This is a genomic window from Novosphingobium aureum, from assembly GCF_015865035.1.
In the GTDB taxonomy this organism is placed as follows: Bacteria; Pseudomonadota; Alphaproteobacteria; order Sphingomonadales; family Sphingomonadaceae; genus Novosphingobium; species Novosphingobium aureum.
Genome location: NZ_JADZGI010000002.1, coordinates 1 through 22418, shown reverse-complemented (window position 1 = coordinate 22418; position 22418 = coordinate 1). Strand labels below are relative to the sequence as shown.

Below are 22418 nucleotides of genomic sequence, written 5' to 3'. Positions count from 1 at the left end.
TCTTGGATACTGGGTTAAACCGTGGGAGCCCGAGCGGACTTGCTGCCCGTGGCGACTTCGGCCGTGTAGACTTCGAGCGTGTCGCTGCCAAGCTGGCGGCGCTCGCGTATCCGCCACTGGCCATGGGCCGCGCCGAGCGAGGTGAGGCCGTAGTCGCCAAGGCCGGGTCTGCCGCCGACGAGAATCGGTGCGCGGTAGATGAGAAGCCTGTCGACAAGGCCGGCGCGCAGGAAGGCGCTGGCAGCGCTCGCCCCGCCCTCGACGAAGAGATACTGGATGCCCGCCATGTCGTGGATCGCCTCGGGCGAGGGCAGGGCCTGCCAGCCTTCGGGAGCGGTGCTGCTGGTCAGCACCCAGCGCGCGGGGCTGCGCTCCTCGAGGCCGGGCAGGCGCACGTCGAGGCGCGGCGCATCGGCGCGCAGCGTGCCCCCGCCGACGAGGATTGCGTCGGCCTTGGCGCGCATCGCATGCGTGTGCGCCCGTGCCTCGGGCCCCGTAATCCACTGGCTCTCGCCGCTGGACATCGCGATGCAGCCGTCGAGCGAGAGCGCCAGTTTCAAGGTGACTTCGGGGCGGCCCGAGCGCTTGGTCATGAGATAGCCCGCAAGGCTCTCCTCACATGCCTCACTGGCGATGAATTCGACCGTGATGCCGGCCTCGTGGATGCGGGCCATTCCTGCGCCCGAAGTGCGCGGGTCGGGGTCCATGCATCCGATCACCACGCGTGCCAGCCCCGAGGTGCTGACGAGGTCGGCGCAGGCCGGACCTCGCTCGGACTTGTGCGCGCAGGGTTCGAGCGTGACGTAAAGCGTCGCGCCGCGTGCATCCTCGCCCGCCTCGGCGAGGGCAATGGCTTCGGCGTGCGGGCGGCCGCCCTCGTGGGTCCAGCCGCGCGCTACGACCTTGCCGTCACGAACCAGGATCGCGCCTACGCCGGGGTTGGGACGGCTGAGTGGACGGGCGCGCGCCGACAGCGCCGCTGCCGCGGCCAGCCAGCGGGAATCAGCGCTCACTTGTCGGTGTCGTTGCCAGCAGGCGCTGCGGCATTCGCACCGCTCGCGCCATCCTCGGGCATCTTCGGGGCAACGGCGCCTTCAGGCAGCTTGGGCATGCCGATTTTGTCGAGGCGGGCCTTTTCCTCGGCGGCCTGTTCAGCATCGGCTTCGCGGGCGATCTTGTCGACATCCATGCCTGACCAGCGCCCAATCGTCTTGTAGATCTCGCGCACGTCCTTGTCGCGCTTGGCCTGCTCGCGGGCGAAGGCTTCCTTGTTGCGCTGGTTGCGGATGTTCTCGGCGAGGATTTCCTCGTCGCTGCGACCTTCGGGCAGTGTCGATATCCAGGTGACCTTGGGCGGCGGATGCGGTGCGGAGGCTTCCTGGCCCATCATCATGTAAAATACCGCAAAGGTGCATGCCGCCGAAACCGCGGCGATGCGCCAGCGATTGTGGCCGGCCTGCTGCCAGACCAGGCGGAAGTCTGCGATCATCCCTGTCGGGCTGACGTCCTTCCAGTATGCGGAGCGCTTCATCGGGAACATGGGGCGCTATGTAGAGCCTATTGGCGCTGAACGCTAGCCGAACGGCACGTAGAGACTGCGCCCGTTGCCTTTGAGCCAACGGTTTGCCTCGTGGATCGAGCCCTCGAAGAGCTGCCCGAGGCAATGGTGGAAGGCGGGCGAGTGGTCGAAGTGGATGAGGTGCGCGACCTCGTGCGCGACCACCGAGCGGCGCACCGCGTCGGGGGCCATGACCAGTCGCCAGTTGATCCGAATGGCCCCGTCGGCCGCGCACGAACCCCAGCGCCGCTGCGCACTCGAGAGCGCAAGCGGCGAAACCGGTAATGCTGCTCGGGTGCAATAATGGGCGAGGTCGACCTCGAGGAGTGCGCGCGCCTCGTTCTGTAGCCAGCGCATGGCCCGCGCCTGCAGCGAGCCAAGCGGGCCGCCCACGATCAGCTGGCCATCGTCGACGAGCGGGCGGCGCGGTGCCGCGGGATCGTGGCGCAAGACGAGCGGGTCACCGCGAAAGTGAAGCGGCGTGCCGTCGCCTGTAGCGCTCTGCTCCGGGATGCGCGCGAGCTGCTTTTCGAGCCAGTCGCGGCGGGCCTCGGCAAAGGCGAGCGCTTCCTCGGTGCGTCCCCAGCGCGGCATCGAGATGCGCACCGCGCTGCCGTCGGGAGCAAGCCGCATGGTCAGGCGCCGGGCGCGATCGAGCCGGCGGATCGAGATCGGCACGGCGCGCCCGCATAGCTCGATCTCGGGCTCGGCACGGGGATCACGGCGCAGCCAGTCAAGCATCGCCTCAGTCGTCCTCGTCCAGCTCGTCGGGTGCAATCACGTCCCAGGGCTCGTGCCCGTCTTCGATCTCGAAGGCCTGCTCCTCGCCGTGCGGCCACACGATGTGCTGTTCGAGCGGACCGGCATCGACCTCGCTCACCACCTTGCCTGCAACCGAGATCCCGGCGCGATGCACAGCCTCGCGGTCGCCACTCACGAGATAGTGCCATTCGGGCAGGGGCTGGTCCTCGGCGCGCAGGCGATAGGCGCATGTCTCGGGTAGCCAGTGCAGCGAATGCACCGACTTCCTGGTGAGTGTCAGGCAGTCGGGCACGGACTTCTTGCGGTGCGGGTAGTCGCAGCAGCGCGCGGTGCGGGTGTCGAGCAGCTTGCATGCGACGTTGGTGTGGTAGACTTCGCCGGTGTCCGCATCCTCGACCTTGTGCAGGCAGCACTGGCCGCAACCATCGCACAGCGCTTCCCACTCGTCCTTGTCGAGCGTGTCGAGCGGGCGCTCCCAGAAGCGGCGGGCGCCGGTGGAGGGTGGGGGGCTATTGCCGCTCACGGGATCGGCCTTCGCTTCACTTTACCCAGCGGGCGAGTTCGGCGGCGACCGCTTCCTTGCCCTTGTCGACCGGGAGCATCGCGATCGGCTTGCCGTCGGGATCCATGAGATAGACGATGCGCGAGTGGTCCATGAGATATCCGCCTTCGGTCTCCTCGCCGCGCTTGAAGTAGACGGCGAAGGCATCGGCGGCCTGCTTGACCTGTTCCGGCGTGCCGGTCAGGCCCATGAGGTCGGGCCCGAAGGCGCCGGTCCACTGGTCGACGACCTCGGGGGTGTCGCGCGCCGGATCGATCGAGATGAAGATCGGCTGGACCTTGGCTGCCGCTTCGGGATGCTCCTTCTTGAACAGGGCGAAGCCACGCATCAGCTCCTGCACGTCGAGGGGACAGGCATCGGGGCAGAAGGTGTAGCCGAAGTAGACCGCGCGCCAGTGTCCCTTGAAGCTGTCCCAGGTCACGGTTTTGCCGTTCTTGTCGACCAGCGTGAACGGGCCGCCGAGCGCCGCGCCCTCGAGCGGAGGGGCGTCCGAAGGCTGCTGCTGGCAGGCGCCGAGGCCGAGCGCGGCAGTGAGGCCGAGCGCGAGCAGGAGCGTGCGAAGCGGCTGGCGTCGCGCGCGGCGCACGCTAAGGGTACGGTTTGCAAGGTATGTCATGGCGAAGCGGTTCATGCTCTGCTAGGCCTGCGCTTGCAAGGTGCGGCTGGCGGGACCGTGCCGGAAAACACTGCAAATCTGGAAGGAATGTTCACGTGTCGAAATCAGCGATCCGCAACGGGACAGCCATCGGCCGCCTTGTCCTGAAGGGAACGCTTGCGCTCGGCCTGGCCGCCATGGCGGTCTCGGCTTCGGCGCAGACGGGCTTTTCCGAGGGCTACAAGTTCCTCGAATCGGTGAAGAAAAAGGAAGGTGCCGAAGTCGAGCAGGCGATCATGGAGAGCCCGCTGATCGTGAACTCGCGCGATGTGACCAGCGGCGAGACTGCGCTGCACATCATCGTCGCCCGCCGCGATCTGACCTGGCTGCGCTTTCTCGTCCAGAAGGGGGCCAACGTGAACATCGCCGACGATCACGGCACCACTCCGCTGCAGGCCGCGGTCAACCTTGGCTGGCGCGACGGGGCGGAATACCTGCTCGAGAACCATGCACGCACCAATGATTCCAACGATGCGGGCGAGACCCCGCTGATCTTCGCGGTGCATCGCCACGACACCGAACTGGTCAAGGCGCTGCTGCAGGCTGGCGCAGACCCTGACCGTACCGACAATTCGGGCCGCAGCGCGCGTGACTATGCGCTGCTGGATGGGGCGAACAGCCAGATGGTCAAGACCATCGAGACCCATACCCAGGAAGGCGTGGGCAAGGATTCCAAGCCGGTCTACGGACCGACGTTCTGAGTCGGCAAGGCAAGGGAAAATGACGATGAACGACCTCGCCGACACTTCTGCGCAGCCGGCCACGCTCGACGAGCTGCGCCGCAATCTCGCGCCCCTGATCGCCGATGCCGCGGCCTTCGACGGCTGGACGCGCGAGGCTGTGCAACAGGCTGCGGAACTGGCCGGTGTCGATCCGGAACTCGCCGCCTTCGCATTCCGCGAGGGCCAGATGGCGATGGTCACGGCCTGGATCGCCCATGTCGACGAGGTCATGCTGCGCGCGGTGCCGCCCGAATCGCTCGAGGGGGTCTCGATCCGCGAGCGCATTCGTCGGCTGGTCATGGCCCGGCTCGATGCCGCAGCCGGGCGCGAGGAGGCGCTGACACGGGCGATCGCGATCATGGCGATGCCGGGCAACGTGGTCGCGGCGGGCAAGCTGGGCTGGCGCAGCGCTGATCTCATGTGGCGAGTGGCGGGCGACAGGGCTGCCGATTACAACCACTATACCAAGCGAGCGACTCTCGCTGCGCTTTATGCGGCTACGCTGCAGGTCTTCGCCCGTGACACCGATCCGGAAAAGGCCGAAACCCGGGCCTTCCTCGATCGCCGGATCGAAGGGGTGATGCGCTTCGAAAAGGCCAAGGCGCGGTTCACGCGTCAACCCGACCAGCGTTTCAGCGTCACGCGCCTGCTCGGTCGCCTGCGCTATCCGTCACGCTGAGGGGACGACCCGAGGCCGTCTTCAGGCGTCAGTCGATACCGGCATTGACGATCTGCGCGGATCGGACCTGCCGGTTTTGCCAAGGCGATTTGATCGCGGCCAAGGACATTGCGGAAATGTTTCGTTAATGCAGGTTATTGCGAAGCAGTTGCAAATATTCGGCTAATCTGGCAGCGCGCAGTCTATGACCCTTGATCAGCTACCCATCGGCCGCAAGGCACGCATCGTCGACGTCGACTGGGCCAGCCTCGTGTCCGAGGAAGCACGCCGGCTGCGTGCGCTCGGTCTCGAGGAAGGCGCACAGGTTTCAATCGCCCATCGCGGCGTCTTCGGCGGGCGCGATCCCATCGCGCTGAGCATCGGCCGCATGACCGTGGCGGTGCGCCGCGCCCATGCCGCCGCCATTTCGGTAGACCTGATCGAGGCCGATGAGTTCCTCCATGGAGCATCGGCATGAGCAGGCAGCGCAAGATCGCCCTCGTCGGCAACCCCAATGCCGGCAAGTCCGCGCTGTTCAATGCGCTCACCGGTGCTCGCCAGAAGATCGCGAACTATCCCGGCGTCACCGTCGAGCGCAAGTCGGGCCGCTTCACGCTGCCGACGGGCGAGCCGATCGAGATGACCGACCTTCCGGGTGCCTATGGCCTCGACGCCACCAGCCCGGACGAGGAAGTCACTTCCAAGGTCGTGCGTGGCCAGTTTGCGGGCGAGGCCGAGCCTGACGTGCTCGTCGTGGTCCTCGATGCCTCGAACCTCGAGCAACACCTCGTCTTCGCACAGGAACTGCTGGCGCTCGGCAAGCCGACGGTGGTGGCGCTCAATATGATCGACCTTGCCGAACGCGACGGTCTGGTCCTCGATCCGGGAGTGCTGGCCGAGGAGCTTGGTGTTCCTGTCATCCCGACCGTCGCGGTGCGCCGCCGCGGCCTCGCCGAACTGGGCGAGGCGATTGCCTCGGCAGGACAGCGCGAGGCAGGTCCCGGTCTCACCGACATCGGGCAGACCGAACGCCGCGTCGCCGCGCACGCCATGGCGAATGCCGCGATCCTGTCGGAATCGCGCCAGCGTCGCCTGCACGCCAGCCTCGACAAGGTTCTGCTCAACCCATGGGCCGGGCCACTCGTGCTCTTCGCGATTCTCTTCGTCATTTTTCAGGCTGTCTTCGCCTGGGCAACGCCCTTCGCCGATGGCCTCGAGGCCGGTGTCGGCTTCCTCCACGACAGCGTGACCGCGCTCATGCCCGCAGGGCTGGTGCGCGACCTGATCACCGAAGGCATCATCGCTGGTGTCGGCTCGGTCGTCGTGTTCCTGCCGCAGATCGTCATCCTCTTCGCCTTCATCCTGGCGATGGAGGCCTCGGGCTACATGGCCCGCGCGGCCTTCCTGATGGACCGGCTGATGGCGCATGTCGGGCTTTCGGGCCGCAGCTTCATTCCGCTGCTCTCGAGCTTTGCCTGCGCCATTCCCGGGATCATGGCGACCCGCTCGATCTCGGATCCCAAGGACCGGCTGACCACTATCCTGATCGCGCCGATGATGACCTGTTCGGCGCGCCTGCCGGTCTATGCGGTGATCATCGCGGCCTTCATCCCCAACCGCTCGGTCGGCCTTGGCGTGGGCCTGCAAGGGCTCGTGCTCTTCGCACTTTATGTTGCGGGCGTGCTCGGTGCGATGTTGGTCGCCCTGATCCTGCGCCGCTCGGTGACCAAGGGTGCGGCTTCGGGTTTCATCATGGAGCTACCCAAGTACCAGCTGCCGCGCCTTTCAGACCTTGCCATCGGTCTGTGGCAGCGTGCCTGGATCTTCCTGCGCCGGGCGGGCACGATCATCTTCACCGTCACCGTCGTCCTGTGGCTCATGCTCAGCTTCCCGCGCGCCAATCCCGGTGAGAGCCAGGTCGATGCCTCGATCGCGGGCAAGGTCGCCAATGGCCTTGCAGTGGTGGTCGAGCCGATCGGCTTCAACCGCGACATGGCGCTAGCGCTGATCCCGGCGATGGCCGCGCGCGAAGTCGCGGTCTCCTCTCTGGCGACGACCTATGCCGTCGATGCCAGCGACGAGGAGGAGGAAGCCGCCGAACTGGGCGACCAGCTCCAGTCGCGCTGGACGCTGCCAATGGCGCTGGCCTTCCTCGCCTGGTTCGTCTTTGCACCGCAGTGCATGTCGACCATCGCGGTGACGCGGCGCGAGACCAACGGCTGGAAGTGGCCCGCGTTCATGCTGGCCTACCTCTTCGGTCTCGCTTACCTCGCAGCCGGGGCGACCTATTGGGTTGCGGTCGCGGCGGGGCTGTAGAAGTTCGGCCACCTGCACTGGTCCGGGTTGTCGAAAACCGGGGGTGGCGGACTCGCACCCCCGGGCGGCATTCGCTACCCCCTTGGCCGGAATTCGATAAGGAAAGCGATTCACCATGGCAGGCAGCGTCAACAAGGTCATTCTCATCGGCAACCTCGGTGCCGATCCCGAGGTGAAGAGCTTCAGCAATGGCGGGCGCATCGCCAACCTGCGTATCGCGACTTCGGAAAGCTGGAAGGACCGCCAGACCGGTGAGCGCAAGGAGCGCACCGAGTGGCACTCGGTCGTGCTGCAGTCCGACGGCCTCGTCGGCGTCGCCGAGCGCTTCCTGCGCAAGGGCTCGAAGGTCTACATCGAAGGCCAGCTGCGCACCCGCAAGTGGCAGGACCAGAACGGTAACGACCGCTACACCACCGAAATCTCGGTCGGCGGCATGGGCGGCGTGCTGACCATGCTCGACGGTGCACCGGGCGGTGGCGGCCAGCGTGGCGGCGGCTCGGGCGGCGGCGACTGGGGTCGCGGCGGCGGTTCCTCGGCCGGTGGTTCTACGGGTGGCGACGATTGGGGCCGCGGCGGTGGCGGTTCGTCCTCGGGCGGTAACGAGTGGGGCCGCAGCGGCGGTTCTTCGGGCGGTTCGTCCTCGGGCGGCGGTTTCGGCGATGACCTCGACGACGACATCCCGTTCTGATCGGTACGTTCCGATCGGGGACCTTCGGGACCAGCGGTAACGAAAAGGGCGCGGCCGGATATCACGGTCGCGCCCTTTTTCGTGGCGGTTGTCCTTGCCGGGTCAGCTGTCCGGCTTGAGCTTCTTGAGCGCTGCGAAGGGGCCCAGATCTTCCGGCTTCGACAGGCCCGCCTCGCGGCGCGCGGCTTCGGCGTTGGGGCCGGTGAGATAGGGGTCGATGGCAAGGCCGAGCGTCTGCGCCACCGCCTCGCCGAGATCGACATGCGTGCCGGTGTATTCAATCTCGTCGAGATCGTCGGCTTCGAGCTCGATCTCCTCGTCGGGTGTGTGATTTTGCGCCTCGGGCACGAAGCGCAGGTCGATTTCCTCGTCCGCCTTGACAGCCAGTTCCTCGGCAGAGATGGCGCAGGTCTGCACCCAGCTGGCCTGCATCGTGCCGCGCGCGAAGACGGTGCGCTCTTTGCGCGAGAGTTCGAGATCCGCGGTCAGGGCGTCGATGCGCACGAGGCCGAAGCGGCGTGCCAGGGCCTCGCGCTCGGCCGCGCTCGCTTCGAGGTGAGGGTGCGAGCCCTCGACCTGGCGCACGTCGATGCTGCGCGAGAATTCGGAAGTTGAATTGTCGGGTGGGGTGGTCATCGCGGGATCCTCGCGGAAAGAATGTCTTCGTCGCCGAGCGCTGCGAACTGCGCGTGCAGGGCGCGCACGCTCGCGCGCAGGTTTGCGGCCTCGTCGCCGCCAGCAGTCTCGGCCATGGTGACGTTGCGCGCCAGTGCGGCATCGAGCGCAGCGTCGTCATCGGTGTCCAGCGCCTCGCGCAAGGCGCCGATGCGCCCGCCGAGCGAGCTGACCAGCTTGCCCATGCGCTTGCCGACGACGAGATCGCCGACACCGGATTCGCGCAGCTGTCCGTCCATGTCTTCCACGAACAGCTCGGTCAGACGGGCGGTCGCGCCGATGTGCGACTTGTCGGCGTTGCGCTCGAGTCGCAGGATGACGAGGGCGAGGACGAGCGTGATCGCGTCGAAGCGGCCCGGCACGTCGTCGGCGATGCCGCACTGCGCATACCACGCCTTTTCGCGGGATATCTCGACGGTGCGGTGCCACAAGGGGCGCACCGCCTCGCGGCTGTCGGTGCCGCGCCCGAATAGGCGGGAAATCAGGGACACGTGCGAAACCCTCTCTCGTTCATCGGCAATTCAATTGCCGCCATCCAACAGGTCCCCGCCCGGCCGAGCGGCACAAATCGGGGCCTTAATCGGGCCGATTGCGCCGAGGCCCATTGCACGGGCGCTTCGGGGGGCTTAAGGCCAGTCGCCGATATATGGGGTTCGGCGCGGCTGGCAATGGCCAGTGGGGCCGGTGTCCCCGATGTTTGGAGTGTTGCGATGCGAAGTGGTGGTTTCAAGGTGATCTCGGCGGGGCTGGTCCTGGCGCTCGGTGCGCTGGCTTCCGGCTGCTCCTCGATCCGCGACCATCGCGGTTATATCGTCGACCAGACGCTCGTCGATTCGGTGCAGCCCGGGATCGACAACCGTCAGTCGGTCGAACGTACGCTCGGGCGCCCGACTTTCGCCAGCCAGTTCGGTGCCAAGGACTGGTACTATATCTCGCAGACGGTGAAGACCCCGCCGTTCCGCAAGCCGCGCACTTCCGAGCAGACCGTGCTGCGCGTGCAGTTCGATCAGGCCGGCAACGTCGCCTCGATCGATCGTCGCGGCATGGAGCAGGTCGCGCGTCTCAGCCCGAACGGAGACAAAACCCCGACGCTGGGACGCGAGCGCAGCCTGCTCGAGGACCTGTTCGGCAACATCGGCGCCGTGGGCGCAGGTGGCATGGGCCAGGCCCCGACCGGTCCGGGACCCAACGGCAGCTGATCGCACGAACGACATCGCGAAAATCGAGGATGCGGGAGGTTTCACCTTCCGCATTTTTCGTTGGTGGCCATGCACATTGGCCGGATTTCCCGTCGGGGGTGCCATCATGGTCGTCCGGCGTCGGCGCCGCGCCTTGAACCTCGGCCCTTGCGGCATATATCCGCCCCCATGGATAACAGTGCGGCGAGCCACGGCCTGATCCAGTGGCACGGGACGACGATCATCGGCGTCAAGAAGGGGGACAAGACCGTCATTGCCGGCGATGGTCAGGTGTCCATGGGCAACACGGTGATGAAGCCCAATGCCCGCAAGGTCCGGCGCATCGGTGAGGGCGGCTCTGTCATCGCCGGTTTCGCGGGCGCGACCGCCGATGCCTTCACCCTGTTCGAGCGCCTCGAGCGTAAGCTCGAACAGCACCGCGGCCAGCTCATGCGCGCCGCGGTCGAGCTCGCCAAGGACTGGCGTACCGACAAGTACCTGCGCAATCTCGAAGCCTTGATGATCGTTGCCGACAAGGACAGCCTGCTGGTGCTTACCGGCAACGGCGACGTTCTCGAGCCCGAGGGCGGCGAGCACAGCCAGATCACCGCGATCGGCTCAGGCGGCAACTACGCGCTCGCCGCTGCACGTGCCATCGACTCCTACGAAGGAGATGCAGAAGAGATCGCGCGCAAGGCCATGGCCGTCGCCGCCGACATCTGCGTCTTCACCAACGACCGCGTGACGGTCGAGACCATCTGATCTTGCAGGAACCCATGAAGGACAACCTGACCCCCAAAGCCATCGTCAAGGCGCTTGACGAGCACATCATCGGCCAGTCCGAAGCGAAGAAGGCCGTCGCGGTCGCGCTGCGCAACCGCTGGCGCCGTCAGCGTCTTGGCGAGGACCTGCGCGACGAGGTGACGCCCAAGAATATCCTGATGATCGGGCCGACGGGCTGCGGCAAGACCGAGATCAGCCGGCGTCTCGCCAGGCTGGCCGATGCGCCCTTCGTCAAGGTCGAGGCGACCAAGTTTACCGAGGTCGGCTACGTCGGCCGCGACGTCGAGCAGATCGCCCGCGACCTCGTCGAGGAGGCGATCCGGCTGGAGAAGGACCGCCGCCGCGAGAGCGTGCGCGAGGCGGCCAGCAAGGCAGCGATGGATCGCCTGCTCAATGCCTTGGTCGGCGAAGGCGCCTCCGAGGCGACCCGCGCCGCCTTCCACGAGCGCATCACCCAGAACGCGATGAACGACACCGAGGTCGAGATCGAGGTCGAGGACACGCCCAATGCGCCGATGGAGATTCCGGGCATGGGCGGCAACGTCGGCATGATCAACCTGTCCGACATTATGGGCAAGGCCTTCGGCGGCCAGAAGCTGACGCGCCGCAAGATGAAGGTGCCCGATGCCTGGGACAAGCTGGTCGACGAGGAATCGGAAAAGCGCCTCGACCAGGACGACGTCGCGCGCACCGCGCTCGCCAATGCCGAGACCAACGGCATCGTCTTTCTCGACGAGATCGACAAGATCGCGGTTTCGGACGTGCGCGGCGGCTCGGTCAGCCGCGAGGGCGTGCAGCGCGACCTGCTGCCGCTGATCGAGGGCACCACTGTCGCGACCAAGTACGGGCCGATGAAGACCGACCACGTACTGTTCATCGCCTCGGGTGCGTTCCACGTCTCCAAGCCTTCCGACATGCTGCCCGAACTTCAGGGCCGCCTGCCGATCCGGGTCGAGCTCAAGGCGCTCACCGAGGAGGACTTCGTGCGCATCCTCGCCGAGACGCGCGCCAACCTCGTGACTCAGTACAAGGCACTGCTCGGCACCGAACAGGTCACCGTCGAAGTGAGCGAGGGCGCGGTACGCGAGGTCGCGATGATCGCCGCCAAGGTCAACGAAAGCGTCGAGAACATCGGTGCCCGCCGTTTGCAGACGGTGATGGAAAAGCTGTTCGAGGAACTCAGCTTCGAGGCCGAGGACCGGGTCGGCGAGACTGTCACCATCGACGAGGGCTACGTGCGCGAGAAGCTCGAGGGGCTCGCGGGTAACGCGGACCTGTCCAAGTACATCCTCTGATCGCGCCCTCGGGCAAGGTACAGGCAAGGGGCGTCGGAGCGATCCGGCGCCCATTCTTTTTGTTCCTTGTATGTTCTGAGTGGCGGCGTAGTCTGACGCAGGCAGCAAGGAGGACGATGATGATTCTCGAGGGTGGATGCCACTGCGGTGCGGTGCGCTACAAGGTGGAGGGCGAGCCGGTTCACGCGGCACTATGCCATTGCAGCGACTGTCGCAGGTCGGCGGGCGCGCCAACCGTGGCATGGGCGGCCTACGAGGCGGACAATTTCGCGGTTACGGCGGGCGAGGCCAGGGTCTACAACGGTTCGGGCCGTTCGATGCGCCATTTCTGCGCGACCTGCGGCTCGGGGCTATGGTTCGTCAACGAGGATTTCCTGCCCGGCCTCGTCGATATTCAGGTGGCGACGCTCGACGATCCCGAGCAGGTGCCTCCGGGCGCGCACGTCCAGACAGCCGAGCGCATCGGCTGGATGAGGACGATCTCCGAGTTGCCCGAATTCGAGCGCTTTCCGGGCGGCTGATGGTCCCGGCCGTTTCTCACGCCATGCAGGAGCCAGCACTCACTAAAGGCGAGGTGCTCGACCTCGAGCGCGACGGTGCCTGCCATGTCCCCGGCGTTGCGCAATCGATCATGCCGCAATTGCTCGCGATGCTCGAAGGGTGCGATGCCGGTCGGGCAGGCCACCGGCTACACGGCCTCGAGGGCCTCGCGGCACTGCTCGGTCCGGGGCATGGCCCGGGCGCCTTCGTCGCGCGCATGGCCGGGCAGGCGATGGTTCCGGTTCGTGCGGTGCTGTTCGACAAACAGGCGGACGCGAACTGGTCGCTCGGCTGGCATCAGGATCGCACGATCGTCGTGCGCGAGCGCCGGGATGTGGCGGGGTTTGGCCCGTGGTCGGTCAAGCAGGGGCTGCAGCATGTCGAGCCGCCTTTCCCGGTGATCGAGGCGATGCTCACTCTGCGCCTCCACATCGACGCGGTCGACGCGTCGAATGCGCCGCTGCTGATCGTGCGTGGAAGTCATCGCGCAGGCCGCGTTCCTGTCGGCGAGATCGAGGATGTGGTGGCACAGGGCAAGGTTCACGCCTGCCTCGCCCGGCCGGGTGACGGCTGGCTCTATCGCACGCCCATCGTTCACACCTCGGGACCTGTCGTCATGCAGGAACAGGCAGCGCCGCGACGAAGGCGGGTTCTTCAAGTGGATTATGCCGGAGCGCCCTTGCCAGCCGCGCTGGAATGGCTAGGCATCTGAGCCAAGCAAAACGAGAGAGATGCCATGCCCTACCAGACCCCCGAGGACCGCCCGATCTACCGCCTTCTGACCGGCGCCGACGACCGCGCCTTCTGCGAGCGGGTATCCGAGGCGCTCGAGCAGGGCTGGCGGCTTTACGGTTCGCCCAGTCTCTCGTGGGATACTGCGGAGAACTGCATGAAGGCGGCGCAGGCGGTGGTCTGGCACGAGGCCGACGTCATTCGCTGAAGCCCGCTGGCTGCTCAGTCGGCGCTGTACCCGGCGGGCTTGGGCACGTCGGGGCGCATCAGGTAGTAGTCGTCATCGACCATGTGGTTGTAGGCGCCCTCGATGTTCTGCTGGCGCCACTGCGCGAACATCTTGAGGTCGGAATAGTCCGAGAGCGTCAGGTCCTTCTGGATCTGCGCCAAGGATTTGCCAGCCAGGATCCCGTCGCGCGTGCCTTCGTAGAGCGCGGTTATATAGCCGAGATAGCGCTCGACCTCGGCCTTGCTCCCCATATCTGCGTGCCCGCCGACGAAGCGGTCGAAGTCCATCTTCAGCACTGCCCTGGTCGAATCGATCATGCCCGGCAGATCGTAGCCCTGCAGTTTCTGGTAGGGCAGGCGGCCCAACACGATCCAGTCGACCACGAAGAGTGTCTTTTGTGCCGGGAACATCTCGGTGATCGAACCGCGCCCGTTATTGGTCCCGAGATAGGTGAGGACGATCGATTGCCCGTCCTTTAGGTCGAGCGTCATTGTCTTGTCGAAGGTCGTATCGGGGATGCGCGTATCGGCCTTCGTGCGCACGAGGTCTTCTTTGGCCAGCTTTTGCGCGATGAAGGTCACACCCGGACCATCGAGTTCGCGCCCCCCGTATTCGTGGTCGGGATGATTGTGGCTGTAGATCACGTGGGTGATCGGCTTGTCCGGGAAACGGTTGGCAAGCTGGCCCTTGAGCCAGCGTGCGGCCTTGGCCGATAGCGGGTCACCCACGACGATCCCGTCTGCATGGACGAGGAAGTAAGAATGGTAGGCTCCGGCAGTCCAGCGGTAGAGATTGCCCGAGACCTGATCGATCGCACGCGTTTCGCTCGTCTCCTGAGCATCTGCAGGCACCGCAACGAAGAGCGCCGCTGCAGGAGCTAGCGCAGCGGCGACGAGGAGGGCAGCGGACAGGCCGGGAAAGCGCTTCAAAGGGAACTCCGGAGGGATCATCGTTGCCATTGCAAACGTATGTATCCGGCCCGGGTTCCCCCTGACGCCTGGCTCAGTGCGGGACGGTTCCTAGCTCGAAGCCGGTCTTGTCGTGCAGCGCGAACTTGTCGACGATGTCCGCGCTTGCGGTGTTGTACCCGCGCACGCGTACGCTCGCGCCGCCCTGATCGAGCTTGCCCACGACCTTGTCGAGCGCGTCGACCGAGGAAATGTCCCATAGGTGCGCATGGGTCATGTCGATCACGACCTCGCTCGCGGTCTCCTGCTCGGCCTGCATCTGCTCGATGAAGCGATGGACCGAGGCGAAGAAAATCTCGCCCGAGACGGTGTAGGTCGCGAGCTTGCCGTCTTCGGAAACGGTACGCTCGACGCGGAACAGGCGCTGGACCTTCTGCGCGAAGAAGATGCCCGAGAGCAGTACGCCCACGATCACGCCCTTCGACAGGTCATGCGTGGCGACGACGACGACGACGGTCGAGACCATGACCAGCGAGCTCTGCCAGGGATGGCGGCGCAGGTTGGGGATCGAGTTCCACGAGAAGGTGCCGATCGAGACCATGATCATCACCGCGACCAGCGCGGGCATCGGCACACGGCCCACCCAGGGACCGAGCACGGCGAGCAGGATGAACAGGAAGAAGCCGGCGATGAAGGTCGACAGGCGCCCGCGCCCGCCCGAGGTGACGTTGATCACCGACTGCCCGATCATCGCGCATCCGCCCATGCCACCGAACAGTGCGGCGACGATGTTGGCGATGCCCTGTCCGCGACATTCATAGCGCTTGTAGGAATCGGTGCCGGTCATGTCGTCGACGATCTGCGCGGTGAGCAGCGATTCGAGCAGGCCGACCGCAGCCATCGCCAGCGAATAGGGAGCGATGATCTGCAGCGTCTCGAGTGTGATGGGCACCTGCGGCAGCGCGAAGGAAGGCAGGCCCAAGGGCAGCTCACCCATGTCCGAGACCGTGTTTACCGGCAGGCCCATCGCGATCGAGACGACCGAGAGCACCACGATCGAGACCAGCGGCGAGGGCACCTTGGTGGTGATCCTTGGGAACAGGTAGATGATCGCGAGGCCAGCGAGCACCATCGCGTAGGTTTCCCAGGTCACGTTGGTCAGCTGCGGCAACTGCGCCATGAAGATCAGGATCGCGAGCGCGTTGACGAAGCCGGTGATCACCGAACGCGAGACGAACTGCATGAGCAGGTTGAGCCGCAGCAGTCCGGCGATGATCTGGAACACACCCATGAGGATCGTCGCGGCAAAGAGGTACTCGACCCCATGGTCGCGCACGAGCGGGCCGATCAGCACGGCAACCGCGGCCGTCGCGGCCGAGATCATGCCCGGGCGTCCCCCGGTGAACGAGATGACGATGGCGATCGCCACCGAGGCCCACAGGCCCACGGCCGGATCGACCCCGGCGATGATCGAGAAACCGATCGCCTCGGGGATCAGTGCAAGGGCGACGACCGTACCGGCGAGTACGTCGGCGCGGATGTTGCCAAGCCAGTCCTGGCGGTATCGAGCAAGCGTGTCAGTCATTGAAATTCCGCATCATGCCCACGACCGTCCCCCTCGCGGGTCCCGTTCCGCCTGCATGATGCTGACGGCCCCCGGCTCCCGTGCGACGTTCGGTTATGGATGATGTTGCCCGGCGGATCGGCGGCCGGGATAGCCACCCGGAATTTCACCGGGTCCATGCGAGTGCGCCGACTCTTGCCCAAGCGCGCGCACGAATGCAACCCGGCGCGCCCACGAGGCGGCCGGGCGCGGAGCGAGGGGGCGTCTCTACTCCGCGGCTTCCTCGATGTTGGCGGCTTCGGTCGCCTGGCGCGCCCACATCTCGGCATAGAGGCCTTCTGCGCGCAGCAACTGGCTGTGCGTTCCGCTTTCGGCGAGACGGCCCTCGTTGAGCACGAGGATGCGGTCGGCCTCGGCGATGGTCGAGAGGCGGTGCGCGATCGAGAGCGTCGTGCGGTCGCGCGAGACACGCTGCAAGGTGGCGAGAATGTCCTGCTCGGTGCGCGTGTCGAGTGCGCTCGTGGCCTCGTCGAGCATCAGGATCGGCGGGTTCTTGACGAGCGTGCGCGCGATCGCGACGCGCTGTTTCTCGCCGCCCGAGAGCTTGAGCCCGCGCTCGCCGACCTCGGTCTCGAGGCGCTGGGGCAGCCTGTCGATCAGCGGCATGAGCGCCGCGCCGCGTGCGGCTGCCTCGACCTCGTCGATGCCCGCGCCATCGCGGCCATAGGCGATGTTGTAGCCGATGGTGTCGTTGAACAGCACCGAGTCCTGCGGAACGATGCCGATAGCGGCGCGCAAGCTGGCCTGCGTGACCTCGCGGATATCCTGGCCGTCGATCAGGATGCGCCCCTCCTGCGGATCGTAGAAGCGGAACAGGAGGCGCGCGATGGTCGACTTGCCCGCGCCCGAGGGCCCGACGATGGCGTAGTTGCGCCCCGCCGGTACCTCGAAGCTGAGGCCCTTCAGGATCATGCGGTCGGGTTCGTATCCGAAGACGACGTTGTCGAACACGATCGAGGGCTGGCGGATGGCGAGGGCCGGGGCACCCGGCCTGTCGGGGACCTCGACCGAGGTGTCGAGCAGGCGGAACATCTCGGCCATGTCGATCAGGCCCTGGCGGATCGTGCGATAGACCATGCCGAGCATGTCGAGCGGGCGGAACAGCTGCGCCAGGTAAGTCTGGACGAAGACCAGTTGCCCTGCGGTGTACTGACCTTGGTACCAGCCCCAGACGGTCCATCCCAGCGCACCTGCCATGAGCAGGTTGGTGACCAGCGCCTGCGCGATGTTGAGCAGCCCGAGCGAATTCTCGCTCTTCACCGCGGCCGCTGCATATTCGCGCGTGGCCGAGGCGTAGCGCGCTTCCTCGCGCGCCTCTGCGCCGAAGTACTTCACGGTTTCGTAGTTGAGCAGCGAATCCACCGCGCGGCCGAGCGCCTGTCCGTCGAGCCGGTTCATTTTCTCGCGCAGCTTGGTGCGCCACTCGGTGATCGTGCGCGTCACCCAGATGTAGGCCGTCACCGCCAGCGCGGTCGCCGCGACCAGGCCGATCCCGAAATTAACGTAGAAGATCACCGCGACGATGATCAGCTGCAGCACCGTGGGCGCGATGTTGAACAGCATGAAGTAGAGCATCGTGTCGATGCTCTTGGTGCCGCGCTCGATGGTCTTGGTGATCTCGCCGGTACGGCGCGAGAGGTGGAAGCGCAGCGAGAGCCGGTGAAGCTGGGCAAAGACGCCTTCGGCCAGCGAACGCGTTGCATCCTGCCCGACCCGCTCGAAGACGATGTTGCGCAAGTTGTCGAAGAGCGTCTGCGCGAAACGCCCCGCTGCGTAGCCGAGCACCGTCCACATCGCGAGCCGGAGCAGCTTGGGCCCGCTCGCGCCCATCGCGTCGACTGCCCAGCGCAGCAGATAGGGCAGCAGCAGCTGGGCGCCGGTCGAGGCGAGGATCAGCAGGCAGGCGACCACGATCCGGCCGCGCAGGGCCCGATTGTCCTGCGGCCACAGGTAGGGCAGGAAGCGGGCGAGCGTGCGCCAGCCATCGTGGCTGGCTCCGGGTGAGCGAACGGCATTGTCGGGTGGCATAGCCGCTATGTAGGCCCGCTTCGCCGCAACGCAACGTCAAGTCGGCTGGTGCGGATGCCGCTCGCTAGTGCAGTAGCATTGCGCCGGGCTTCATTACGGGCACGTCGAACAGCACGCGATCCTGCGAGAAATCGATCGCCAGCCGCTTGAGGCCGCGCAATTCGCGCATGCCAAGGAAGATCGCGGGCTTGTCGACGAGGTCGAGTTCCTCGAACGCGGGGGAATCGGCGTAGGCGATGAAGGTCCCGTTGACGATGAGGTTGTCGATCGTCAGCCTCCCAGCGACGCGGGCATCCCCGGCGAGTTCGTGGCCGGTCGCGCTGAGCAGGGTTATCGCATCCGTCTCCTTGTGCCGCAGCGCGCGCTGTAGTGCGCGGTTGCCGATCGTCGTGGTCGAACCGGTGTCGACCACCACACGCACCCGGACCCCGTCGAGGTGTCCGTTGGTCATGATCAGGCGGCCGGCGCGCTGACGGGCGCGCACGACGATCTCGAAGCCGTCGTTCCCGCCGAGTTCGCGGGCATTGCCGACGGTGATCGTGTTGCGGGTGAAGTCGAACAGCACCCGCTGGTCCTTGAGGCTGTCGGTCCCCAGAATGCCCGGCGCGCCGATGTCCTCCTGATCGAGCAGCGGCACGACCAGCGATTCCACCGTACGCCGACCGATGTCGATCGTCCCGATCCGCGCGGTGCCTGCCTGGCTTACTCCGGCCATGCCGATGATGCGCACCGTCGGGCCGGGGGGCAGGGCGAGGCTGCTGGCAAGGCTGGTAGAGACTACCGTGCTCTGCGATCCGGTATCGAGCAGGAAGTCGAAGGGGCCTTGTCCGTCGATGCCGACGGGCAGGGTCATGCGCAGGTCTGCGTCCTGTCCGGTCTTCAGCGTTTCGCTGAGTTCGGCATCGTCCTGGTTCTGGGGCTGCGCGACGGGGATGCCGGTGACGACGGCGGCAGCCATCATCGCCGCGCCCATGGCGGCCATGGTCGTGGTTGTTATCATTTCGTCCTCTCCCGCGGGGACGGCGCGATTGTTTCGCGCTCTGCCGCCGACGATGGCCAGTGGCCTCGCTGCGTGTTCCCGCTGTGTTCGATCTAGCACAGGCCGCCGTCTGCCTCCAGCAAATGCGGCAGGGGAGCTCCGCTTGTCTGCGGCGGGCGGGCCCGGACCGACTAGGCCTTTTGCCTCAGTCGCTTGGGCCGCCCGGACCTAGGCAGTGCGGGAGAAGAGGCGGCTCCTCACCGGCATGAGCACATGGCCTGTCATGCCAACAAGGTCCGCGCGTGCCGGATGGCGACTCACCCAGATCCCTGCCAGCCAGGCGAGGCCACTCGCCAATGCGGTGAGCGCGAATGGCACGAGGCCGAGTGTTTGCGGGCTGCGCCAGAGGTGGATCGCGGCCAGTGCAGGCAGGATCGTGATCAGCGCGGTGAGGGCGCTCGAAAGATAGGTGCGCAAGATCCCGCTCCAGCGAAAGCCTACGAGCCGCTGCATCCAGACCGCATAGAGGCAAAGCCAGCACGCCCCGTAGACCAGCCGGGAGCCGGCTGCCGCCTCGAGGCTGATGGCAGCGCCGGCGATCAGCGTGCCGACCGAAAGCGCGGTATCGACCAGATTGAGCCAGAACAGCCGCTTCAGCCTGCCGAGCAGGATCGGCAGGTCCATGTGCAATGGCAGCGCGACGAAGAAGCACTCGGACATTGCGACCAGCGCGAGCAGCGGCGCAGCGCCTGCCCAGACCGGACCGTAGAGCAGCAGGATCACCGGCTCGCTGAGCACGGCAAGCAGTGCCATCGCCGGCCACACGATCGCACCGTGCGCTGCGACGACGCGCTCGTAGTAGGGGCCAAGCGCCTTGCCCTCGTCGTTGAGGCGGGCAAAGGTCGGATAGTAGATCGCGCTCACCGCACCCGCGACGAGATAGTGCAGCTGCGCGGCGAGGGCGACGCCGCGGCTGTAGAGGCCGGTCGCGCTCATCCCCTGCAGACGTCCGACGATGAGGTCGGGCGTGCGCATGCCGATCCCGCCCGAGAGGTAGAGCAGGGCGCTGCCCGAGCCGAAACCGACGATCTCGCGCGCACGCTCGATCCGAATGCGCATGGTGGGAGCGGTCGGGCGCAGTGCCTGCGCGACCACGGCACGAGTCACGGCCTGCGCGATCATCGCCCAGGCCAGCGATTCGGCGGAGAAGCCCGATGCAGCAAGCTCGAGTGCGCAGCCGCTGTTGACCACAGCGCCAACGCCGTTGACCGCGAAGGTCGCGCGAAAGTCGAGGCGTCGCGACAGCAGCGCCAGAGGCACGATCGACCAGGGATTGAACAGATACGATACCGCGATGAGCGACAGGATCGCGAACAGGCGCGGCTGCGCGTAGAAGTCGGCGACCGGGCGGGCGAGGGCGAAGATCAGTCCAGCCAATGCGAAGGAAAACAGCACCCCGATCGTGGTGCAGTGGCGCACGGTGTCCTCGTCGGCGCTGGCATGGCGTCCGAGATATCGGGTTAGGCCGAAGTCCTGGATGATCGAGAGGATCATCGCTGCGGCAAGAGCGACCGAGAACAGGCCGATCTCTTCGGGGCGCAGGAAGAAGCGCGAGATCAGCACCGAGGTCACGAACTGGAGCGCGAACTGCGCGTATTGGCTCGCCGCGGCCCACAGGGCCGCAGACTTCACGCTCGCTGACCCGCGCCCGCTGTCAGCGGCCGGGGATGCGTCGGTAGGCGGGGCCGAAGGCGTGGATGCGTTCAAGCCGCGGCTCCGGCGTGGACAGGACGATGCGCGCAAAGCGCTGCGGCAAGCTTGGTTGCGCGCACCGGGTGGCGGTAGCGCAGCAAGCGAACGACCGTGCGCCACAGGCCAGCATGGTCACCGCCGTCGCGTACGTGTTCGAGGATCAGTGCGAAGCCGCCATCGCCCAGCGCATGGCGCGAGTAGAGAAGCTTGTGCGCAACCTGGCTGCGGACCTCACGCGATACGCCCTCACGGGCGAACAGCTCGTCGAGAGCCTCGACCGGAGGAAGGCTTTCCAGCGTTTGCGTCGGGTCCGGGCGGCCTGCAGCGCGCTCGCGCCAGGCCAGGTGCGCGACGGCGGCGCCGTACTGCTGCTCGGTGGCATGGCGCGAGGAGACCTGTTCGCCGTAACGACGATAGCGCAGCAGCCGCCTCGGAATGTTTCCCAGTTTCGTGACGCCGGCAAGGCGAAGCCAAAGATCGAGATCCTCGCAATGGCGAAAAGCTGCGTGATAGCTGCCCACGCTGCGCACGACCTCGCGCCGGTACATCGCTGCCGGATGACAGATCAGCGGACCGTTGATCGGGATGAAGGAGAGCAACTCCTCGTGCGTGACCGGATGGTCGGGGCCGGTACGATGCAGCTTCTCGCCGTGTTCGCCGATGTCTTCGCTCCAGGTGCCCACCACGCCATAGTCGGGGTGGGCCTCGAGGAATGCGACCTGCTCTGAGAAGCGGGTGGGCTGGCAGATGTCGTCGGCATCCATGCGCGCGATGATCGGCGCGCGGGCCTTCTCGATCATTTCGTTAAGGCTGACGATGAGCCCGCGGTTCTCGCGCAGGATCGGCACGATGCGCGCATCACGCGCAGCACGCTCGCGGATGATGGCGGGGGAGGCGTCGCTCGACCCATCGTCGAGGACGATGAATTCGAACTCGGTGAAGTCCTGCGCCAGCACGCTGTCGATCGCGAGATCGAGAAAGCGTGCGCCGTTGTAGACGCTCATGATGACACTGACCGCCGGTGACGGCATGCGCGACCCCTGTTCCTTGCGCTGCGGAGAGATGTTTCTCGCCTGCAGTCTCATAGCGGCTCTTATGCCAGTCGGGTAAACAATAGGTAGGAGCTTAGAGATTCCGCTGGCGCGTTTGATCCGGATGCCACGCCCGCGCGATGCTGCATCGAGGCCTGCGCGGGGCTCGGTCTTGAAATGAGGGAAGGGCTCCCCATCTCTGTCCTCGAAGGTCAGCAGCCGCCTCCGAGAGCGTCTGACACTTTTTTGAAAAAAAGGGTTTGACCGAATCGGAATGGTCCCTTAGAGGGCCTCTCACCGCAGCGGAACACTCCGAAACACACGGAAAACCGGGGCGGTCGCCAAGATAGACGGACAGCTGGTCCCCCGGGTCGCAAGGAACGGGGGACGATGGTTGTCCGCCAGTTTCCGTCTCGGAGGCTGATGTTTTGGTGGTCTTTGACATTGTCGGTATTTGATGAAGGGACATGTGGGCGACGGCGCCTGCTCCCGGGGCTTCAGGGCCCGGGGTGGCAGTTATTAGTCGTTACCTGATACATGTCCTTACGTAACCATACGTTTAGATATGTGCAGGGTAATTGACCCCTGAATTAATTTTACGTCAGGTGGCGGACTTTGGTTCGTCCTGTTGTGAGATTGGACCCAAACTTGAGAGTTTGATCCTGGCTCAGAACGAACGCTGGCGGCATGCCTAACACATGCAAGTCGAACGAAGCCTTCGGGCTTAGTGGCGCACGGGTGCG

Annotated in this window: 24 protein-coding genes, 1 rRNA gene and 1 other annotated feature; of the genes, 12 read left to right on the top strand and 13 right to left on the bottom strand. The window is 66.0% G+C overall.

Features of this window, described 5'->3' with window-relative positions:
* Positions 1–14: 14 nt before the first annotated feature.
* From ribD to I5E68_RS13335, 5 genes are read right to left on the bottom strand one after another with little or no spacing between them, the layout of a single operon-like run.
* Positions 15–1013: a bifunctional diaminohydroxyphosphoribosylaminopyrimidine deaminase/5-amino-6-(5-phosphoribosylamino)uracil reductase RibD gene (gene ribD / locus I5E68_RS13355; protein WP_197164906.1), complete on the bottom strand. Its 999-nt coding sequence runs from the start codon at positions 1011–1013 to the stop codon at positions 15–17.
* Positions 1010–1531 (bottom strand): hypothetical protein, encoded by a 522-nt coding sequence (locus I5E68_RS13350; RefSeq protein WP_228727189.1) that lies wholly within the window; start codon positions 1529–1531, stop codon positions 1010–1012. Before I5E68_RS13350 ends, ribD begins: the two co-directional genes overlap by 4 nt.
* Positions 1532–1573: 42 nt before the next feature.
* A complete protein-coding gene (locus I5E68_RS13345; protein ID WP_197164904.1) occupies positions 1574–2299 on the bottom strand; it encodes a M48 family metallopeptidase in 726 nt (241 codons plus the stop codon).
* A 4-nt stretch (positions 2300–2303) separates the two neighbouring features.
* Positions 2304–2843 carry a YcgN family cysteine cluster protein gene (locus I5E68_RS13340; protein WP_197164902.1) on the bottom strand — a complete coding sequence of 180 codons (540 nt, stop codon included), beginning with the start codon at positions 2841–2843 and terminating at the stop codon, positions 2304–2306.
* 16 nt (positions 2844–2859) lie between these two features.
* Positions 2860–3498 carry an SCO family protein gene (locus I5E68_RS13335; RefSeq protein WP_228727188.1) on the bottom strand — a complete coding sequence of 213 codons (639 nt, stop codon included), beginning with the start codon at positions 3496–3498 and terminating at the stop codon, positions 2860–2862.
* A 95-nt stretch (positions 3499–3593) separates the two neighbouring features.
* Between I5E68_RS13335 and I5E68_RS13330 the strand changes: the two genes are divergently transcribed.
* The 5 genes from I5E68_RS13330 to ssb all read left to right on the top strand — a co-directional run bounded on the left by I5E68_RS13330 (position 3594) and on the right by ssb (position 7921).
* Positions 3594–4238, top strand: a complete 645-nt coding sequence (locus I5E68_RS13330; protein ID WP_323982175.1) for an ankyrin repeat domain-containing protein — start codon at positions 3594–3596, stop codon at positions 4236–4238.
* A gap of 19 nt (positions 4239–4257) precedes the next feature.
* Positions 4258–4938 carry a COQ9 family protein gene (locus I5E68_RS13325; RefSeq protein WP_370463760.1) on the top strand — a complete coding sequence of 227 codons (681 nt, stop codon included), beginning with the start codon at positions 4258–4260 and terminating at the stop codon, positions 4936–4938.
* A 184-nt stretch (positions 4939–5122) separates the two neighbouring features.
* Entirely contained in the window at positions 5123–5395 is a 273-nt protein-coding gene (locus I5E68_RS13320) for a FeoA family protein (RefSeq protein WP_197164897.1), read from the top strand.
* Complete coding sequence (gene feoB, locus I5E68_RS13315) at positions 5392–7233, top strand: ferrous iron transporter B (protein WP_197164895.1); 1842 nt, start codon at positions 5392–5394, stop codon at positions 7231–7233. The genes I5E68_RS13320 and feoB overlap by 4 nt, the downstream gene beginning before the upstream one ends.
* Positions 7234–7348: 115 nt before the next feature.
* A complete protein-coding gene (ssb, locus tag I5E68_RS13310; protein WP_197164893.1) occupies positions 7349–7921 on the top strand; it encodes a single-stranded DNA-binding protein in 573 nt (190 codons plus the stop codon).
* A gap of 102 nt (positions 7922–8023) precedes the next feature.
* Here ssb and I5E68_RS13305 read toward each other — a convergent pair whose 3' ends face one another.
* The gene (locus I5E68_RS13305; RefSeq protein WP_197164891.1) at positions 8024–8557 is read right to left on the bottom strand and encodes a YceD family protein; all 534 of its coding nucleotides are present in this window, start codon (positions 8555–8557) and stop codon (positions 8024–8026) included.
* Positions 8554–9087, bottom strand: coding sequence for a ubiquinol-cytochrome C chaperone family protein (locus I5E68_RS13300; protein WP_197164889.1), 534 nt, complete (start codon positions 9085–9087; stop codon positions 8554–8556). Before I5E68_RS13300 ends, I5E68_RS13305 begins: the two co-directional genes overlap by 4 nt.
* Positions 9088–9306: 219 nt before the next feature.
* On the opposite strand from I5E68_RS13300, the gene I5E68_RS13295 reads away from it, so the two are divergent.
* The 6 genes from I5E68_RS13295 (at position 9307) to I5E68_RS13270 (ending at position 13332) form a co-directional block, all read left to right on the top strand.
* Entirely contained in the window at positions 9307–9795 is a 489-nt protein-coding gene (locus I5E68_RS13295) for an outer membrane protein assembly factor BamE (RefSeq protein ID WP_197164887.1), read from the top strand.
* A gap of 168 nt (positions 9796–9963) precedes the next feature.
* Positions 9964–10536 carry an ATP-dependent protease subunit HslV gene (gene hslV / locus I5E68_RS13290; RefSeq protein ID WP_228727187.1) on the top strand — a complete coding sequence of 191 codons (573 nt, stop codon included), beginning with the start codon at positions 9964–9966 and terminating at the stop codon, positions 10534–10536.
* Between the two features lie 14 nt (positions 10537–10550).
* Entirely contained in the window at positions 10551–11852 is a 1302-nt protein-coding gene (hslU, locus tag I5E68_RS13285; protein WP_197164885.1) for an ATP-dependent protease ATPase subunit HslU, read from the top strand.
* A 119-nt stretch (positions 11853–11971) separates the two neighbouring features.
* Complete coding sequence (locus I5E68_RS13280) at positions 11972–12373, top strand: GFA family protein (RefSeq protein WP_197165628.1); 402 nt, start codon at positions 11972–11974, stop codon at positions 12371–12373.
* Positions 12374–12396: 23 nt separating this feature from the next.
* Positions 12397–13104, top strand: coding sequence for a phytanoyl-CoA dioxygenase family protein (locus I5E68_RS13275; protein WP_197164883.1), 708 nt, complete (start codon positions 12397–12399; stop codon positions 13102–13104).
* 24 nt (positions 13105–13128) lie between these two features.
* Positions 13129–13332, top strand: coding sequence for a DUF1737 domain-containing protein (locus I5E68_RS13270; protein WP_197164881.1), 204 nt, complete (start codon positions 13129–13131; stop codon positions 13330–13332).
* 14 nt (positions 13333–13346) lie between these two features.
* Here I5E68_RS13270 and I5E68_RS13265 read toward each other — a convergent pair whose 3' ends face one another.
* The 6 genes from I5E68_RS13265 to I5E68_RS13240 form a co-directional block, all read right to left on the bottom strand.
* Positions 13347–14282 carry an MBL fold metallo-hydrolase gene (locus I5E68_RS13265; protein WP_197164879.1) on the bottom strand — a complete coding sequence of 312 codons (936 nt, stop codon included), beginning with the start codon at positions 14280–14282 and terminating at the stop codon, positions 13347–13349.
* 73 nt (positions 14283–14355) lie between these two features.
* Positions 14356–15846, bottom strand: a complete 1491-nt coding sequence (locus I5E68_RS13260) for a SulP family inorganic anion transporter (RefSeq protein ID WP_197164877.1) — start codon at positions 15844–15846, stop codon at positions 14356–14358.
* 103 nt (positions 15847–15949) lie between these two features.
* Positions 15950–16005: a sequence feature (sul1 is cis-regulatory element that is thought to sense ions involved in sulfur or methionine metabolism; They are found in Alphaproteobacteria), on the bottom strand.
* An 87-nt stretch (positions 16006–16092) separates the two neighbouring features.
* Positions 16093–17913, bottom strand: a complete 1821-nt coding sequence (locus I5E68_RS13255; protein WP_197164875.1) for an ABCB family ABC transporter ATP-binding protein/permease — start codon at positions 17911–17913, stop codon at positions 16093–16095.
* 64 nt (positions 17914–17977) lie between these two features.
* On the bottom strand, positions 17978–18913 hold the full coding sequence (locus I5E68_RS13250; protein ID WP_197164873.1) for a retropepsin-like aspartic protease: 936 nt from the start codon (positions 18911–18913) through the stop codon (positions 17978–17980).
* A 207-nt stretch (positions 18914–19120) separates the two neighbouring features.
* A complete protein-coding gene (locus I5E68_RS13245) occupies positions 19121–20584 on the bottom strand; it encodes an oligosaccharide flippase family protein (protein WP_323982173.1) in 1464 nt (487 codons plus the stop codon).
* A gap of 71 nt (positions 20585–20655) precedes the next feature.
* The gene (locus I5E68_RS13240) at positions 20656–21675 is read right to left on the bottom strand and encodes a glycosyltransferase family 2 protein (protein WP_197164869.1); all 1020 of its coding nucleotides are present in this window, start codon (positions 21673–21675) and stop codon (positions 20656–20658) included.
* 644 nt (positions 21676–22319) lie between these two features.
* Between I5E68_RS13240 and I5E68_RS13235 the strand changes: the two genes are divergently transcribed.
* Positions 22320–22418 (top strand): 16S ribosomal RNA (locus tag I5E68_RS13235); the annotation flags it as partial.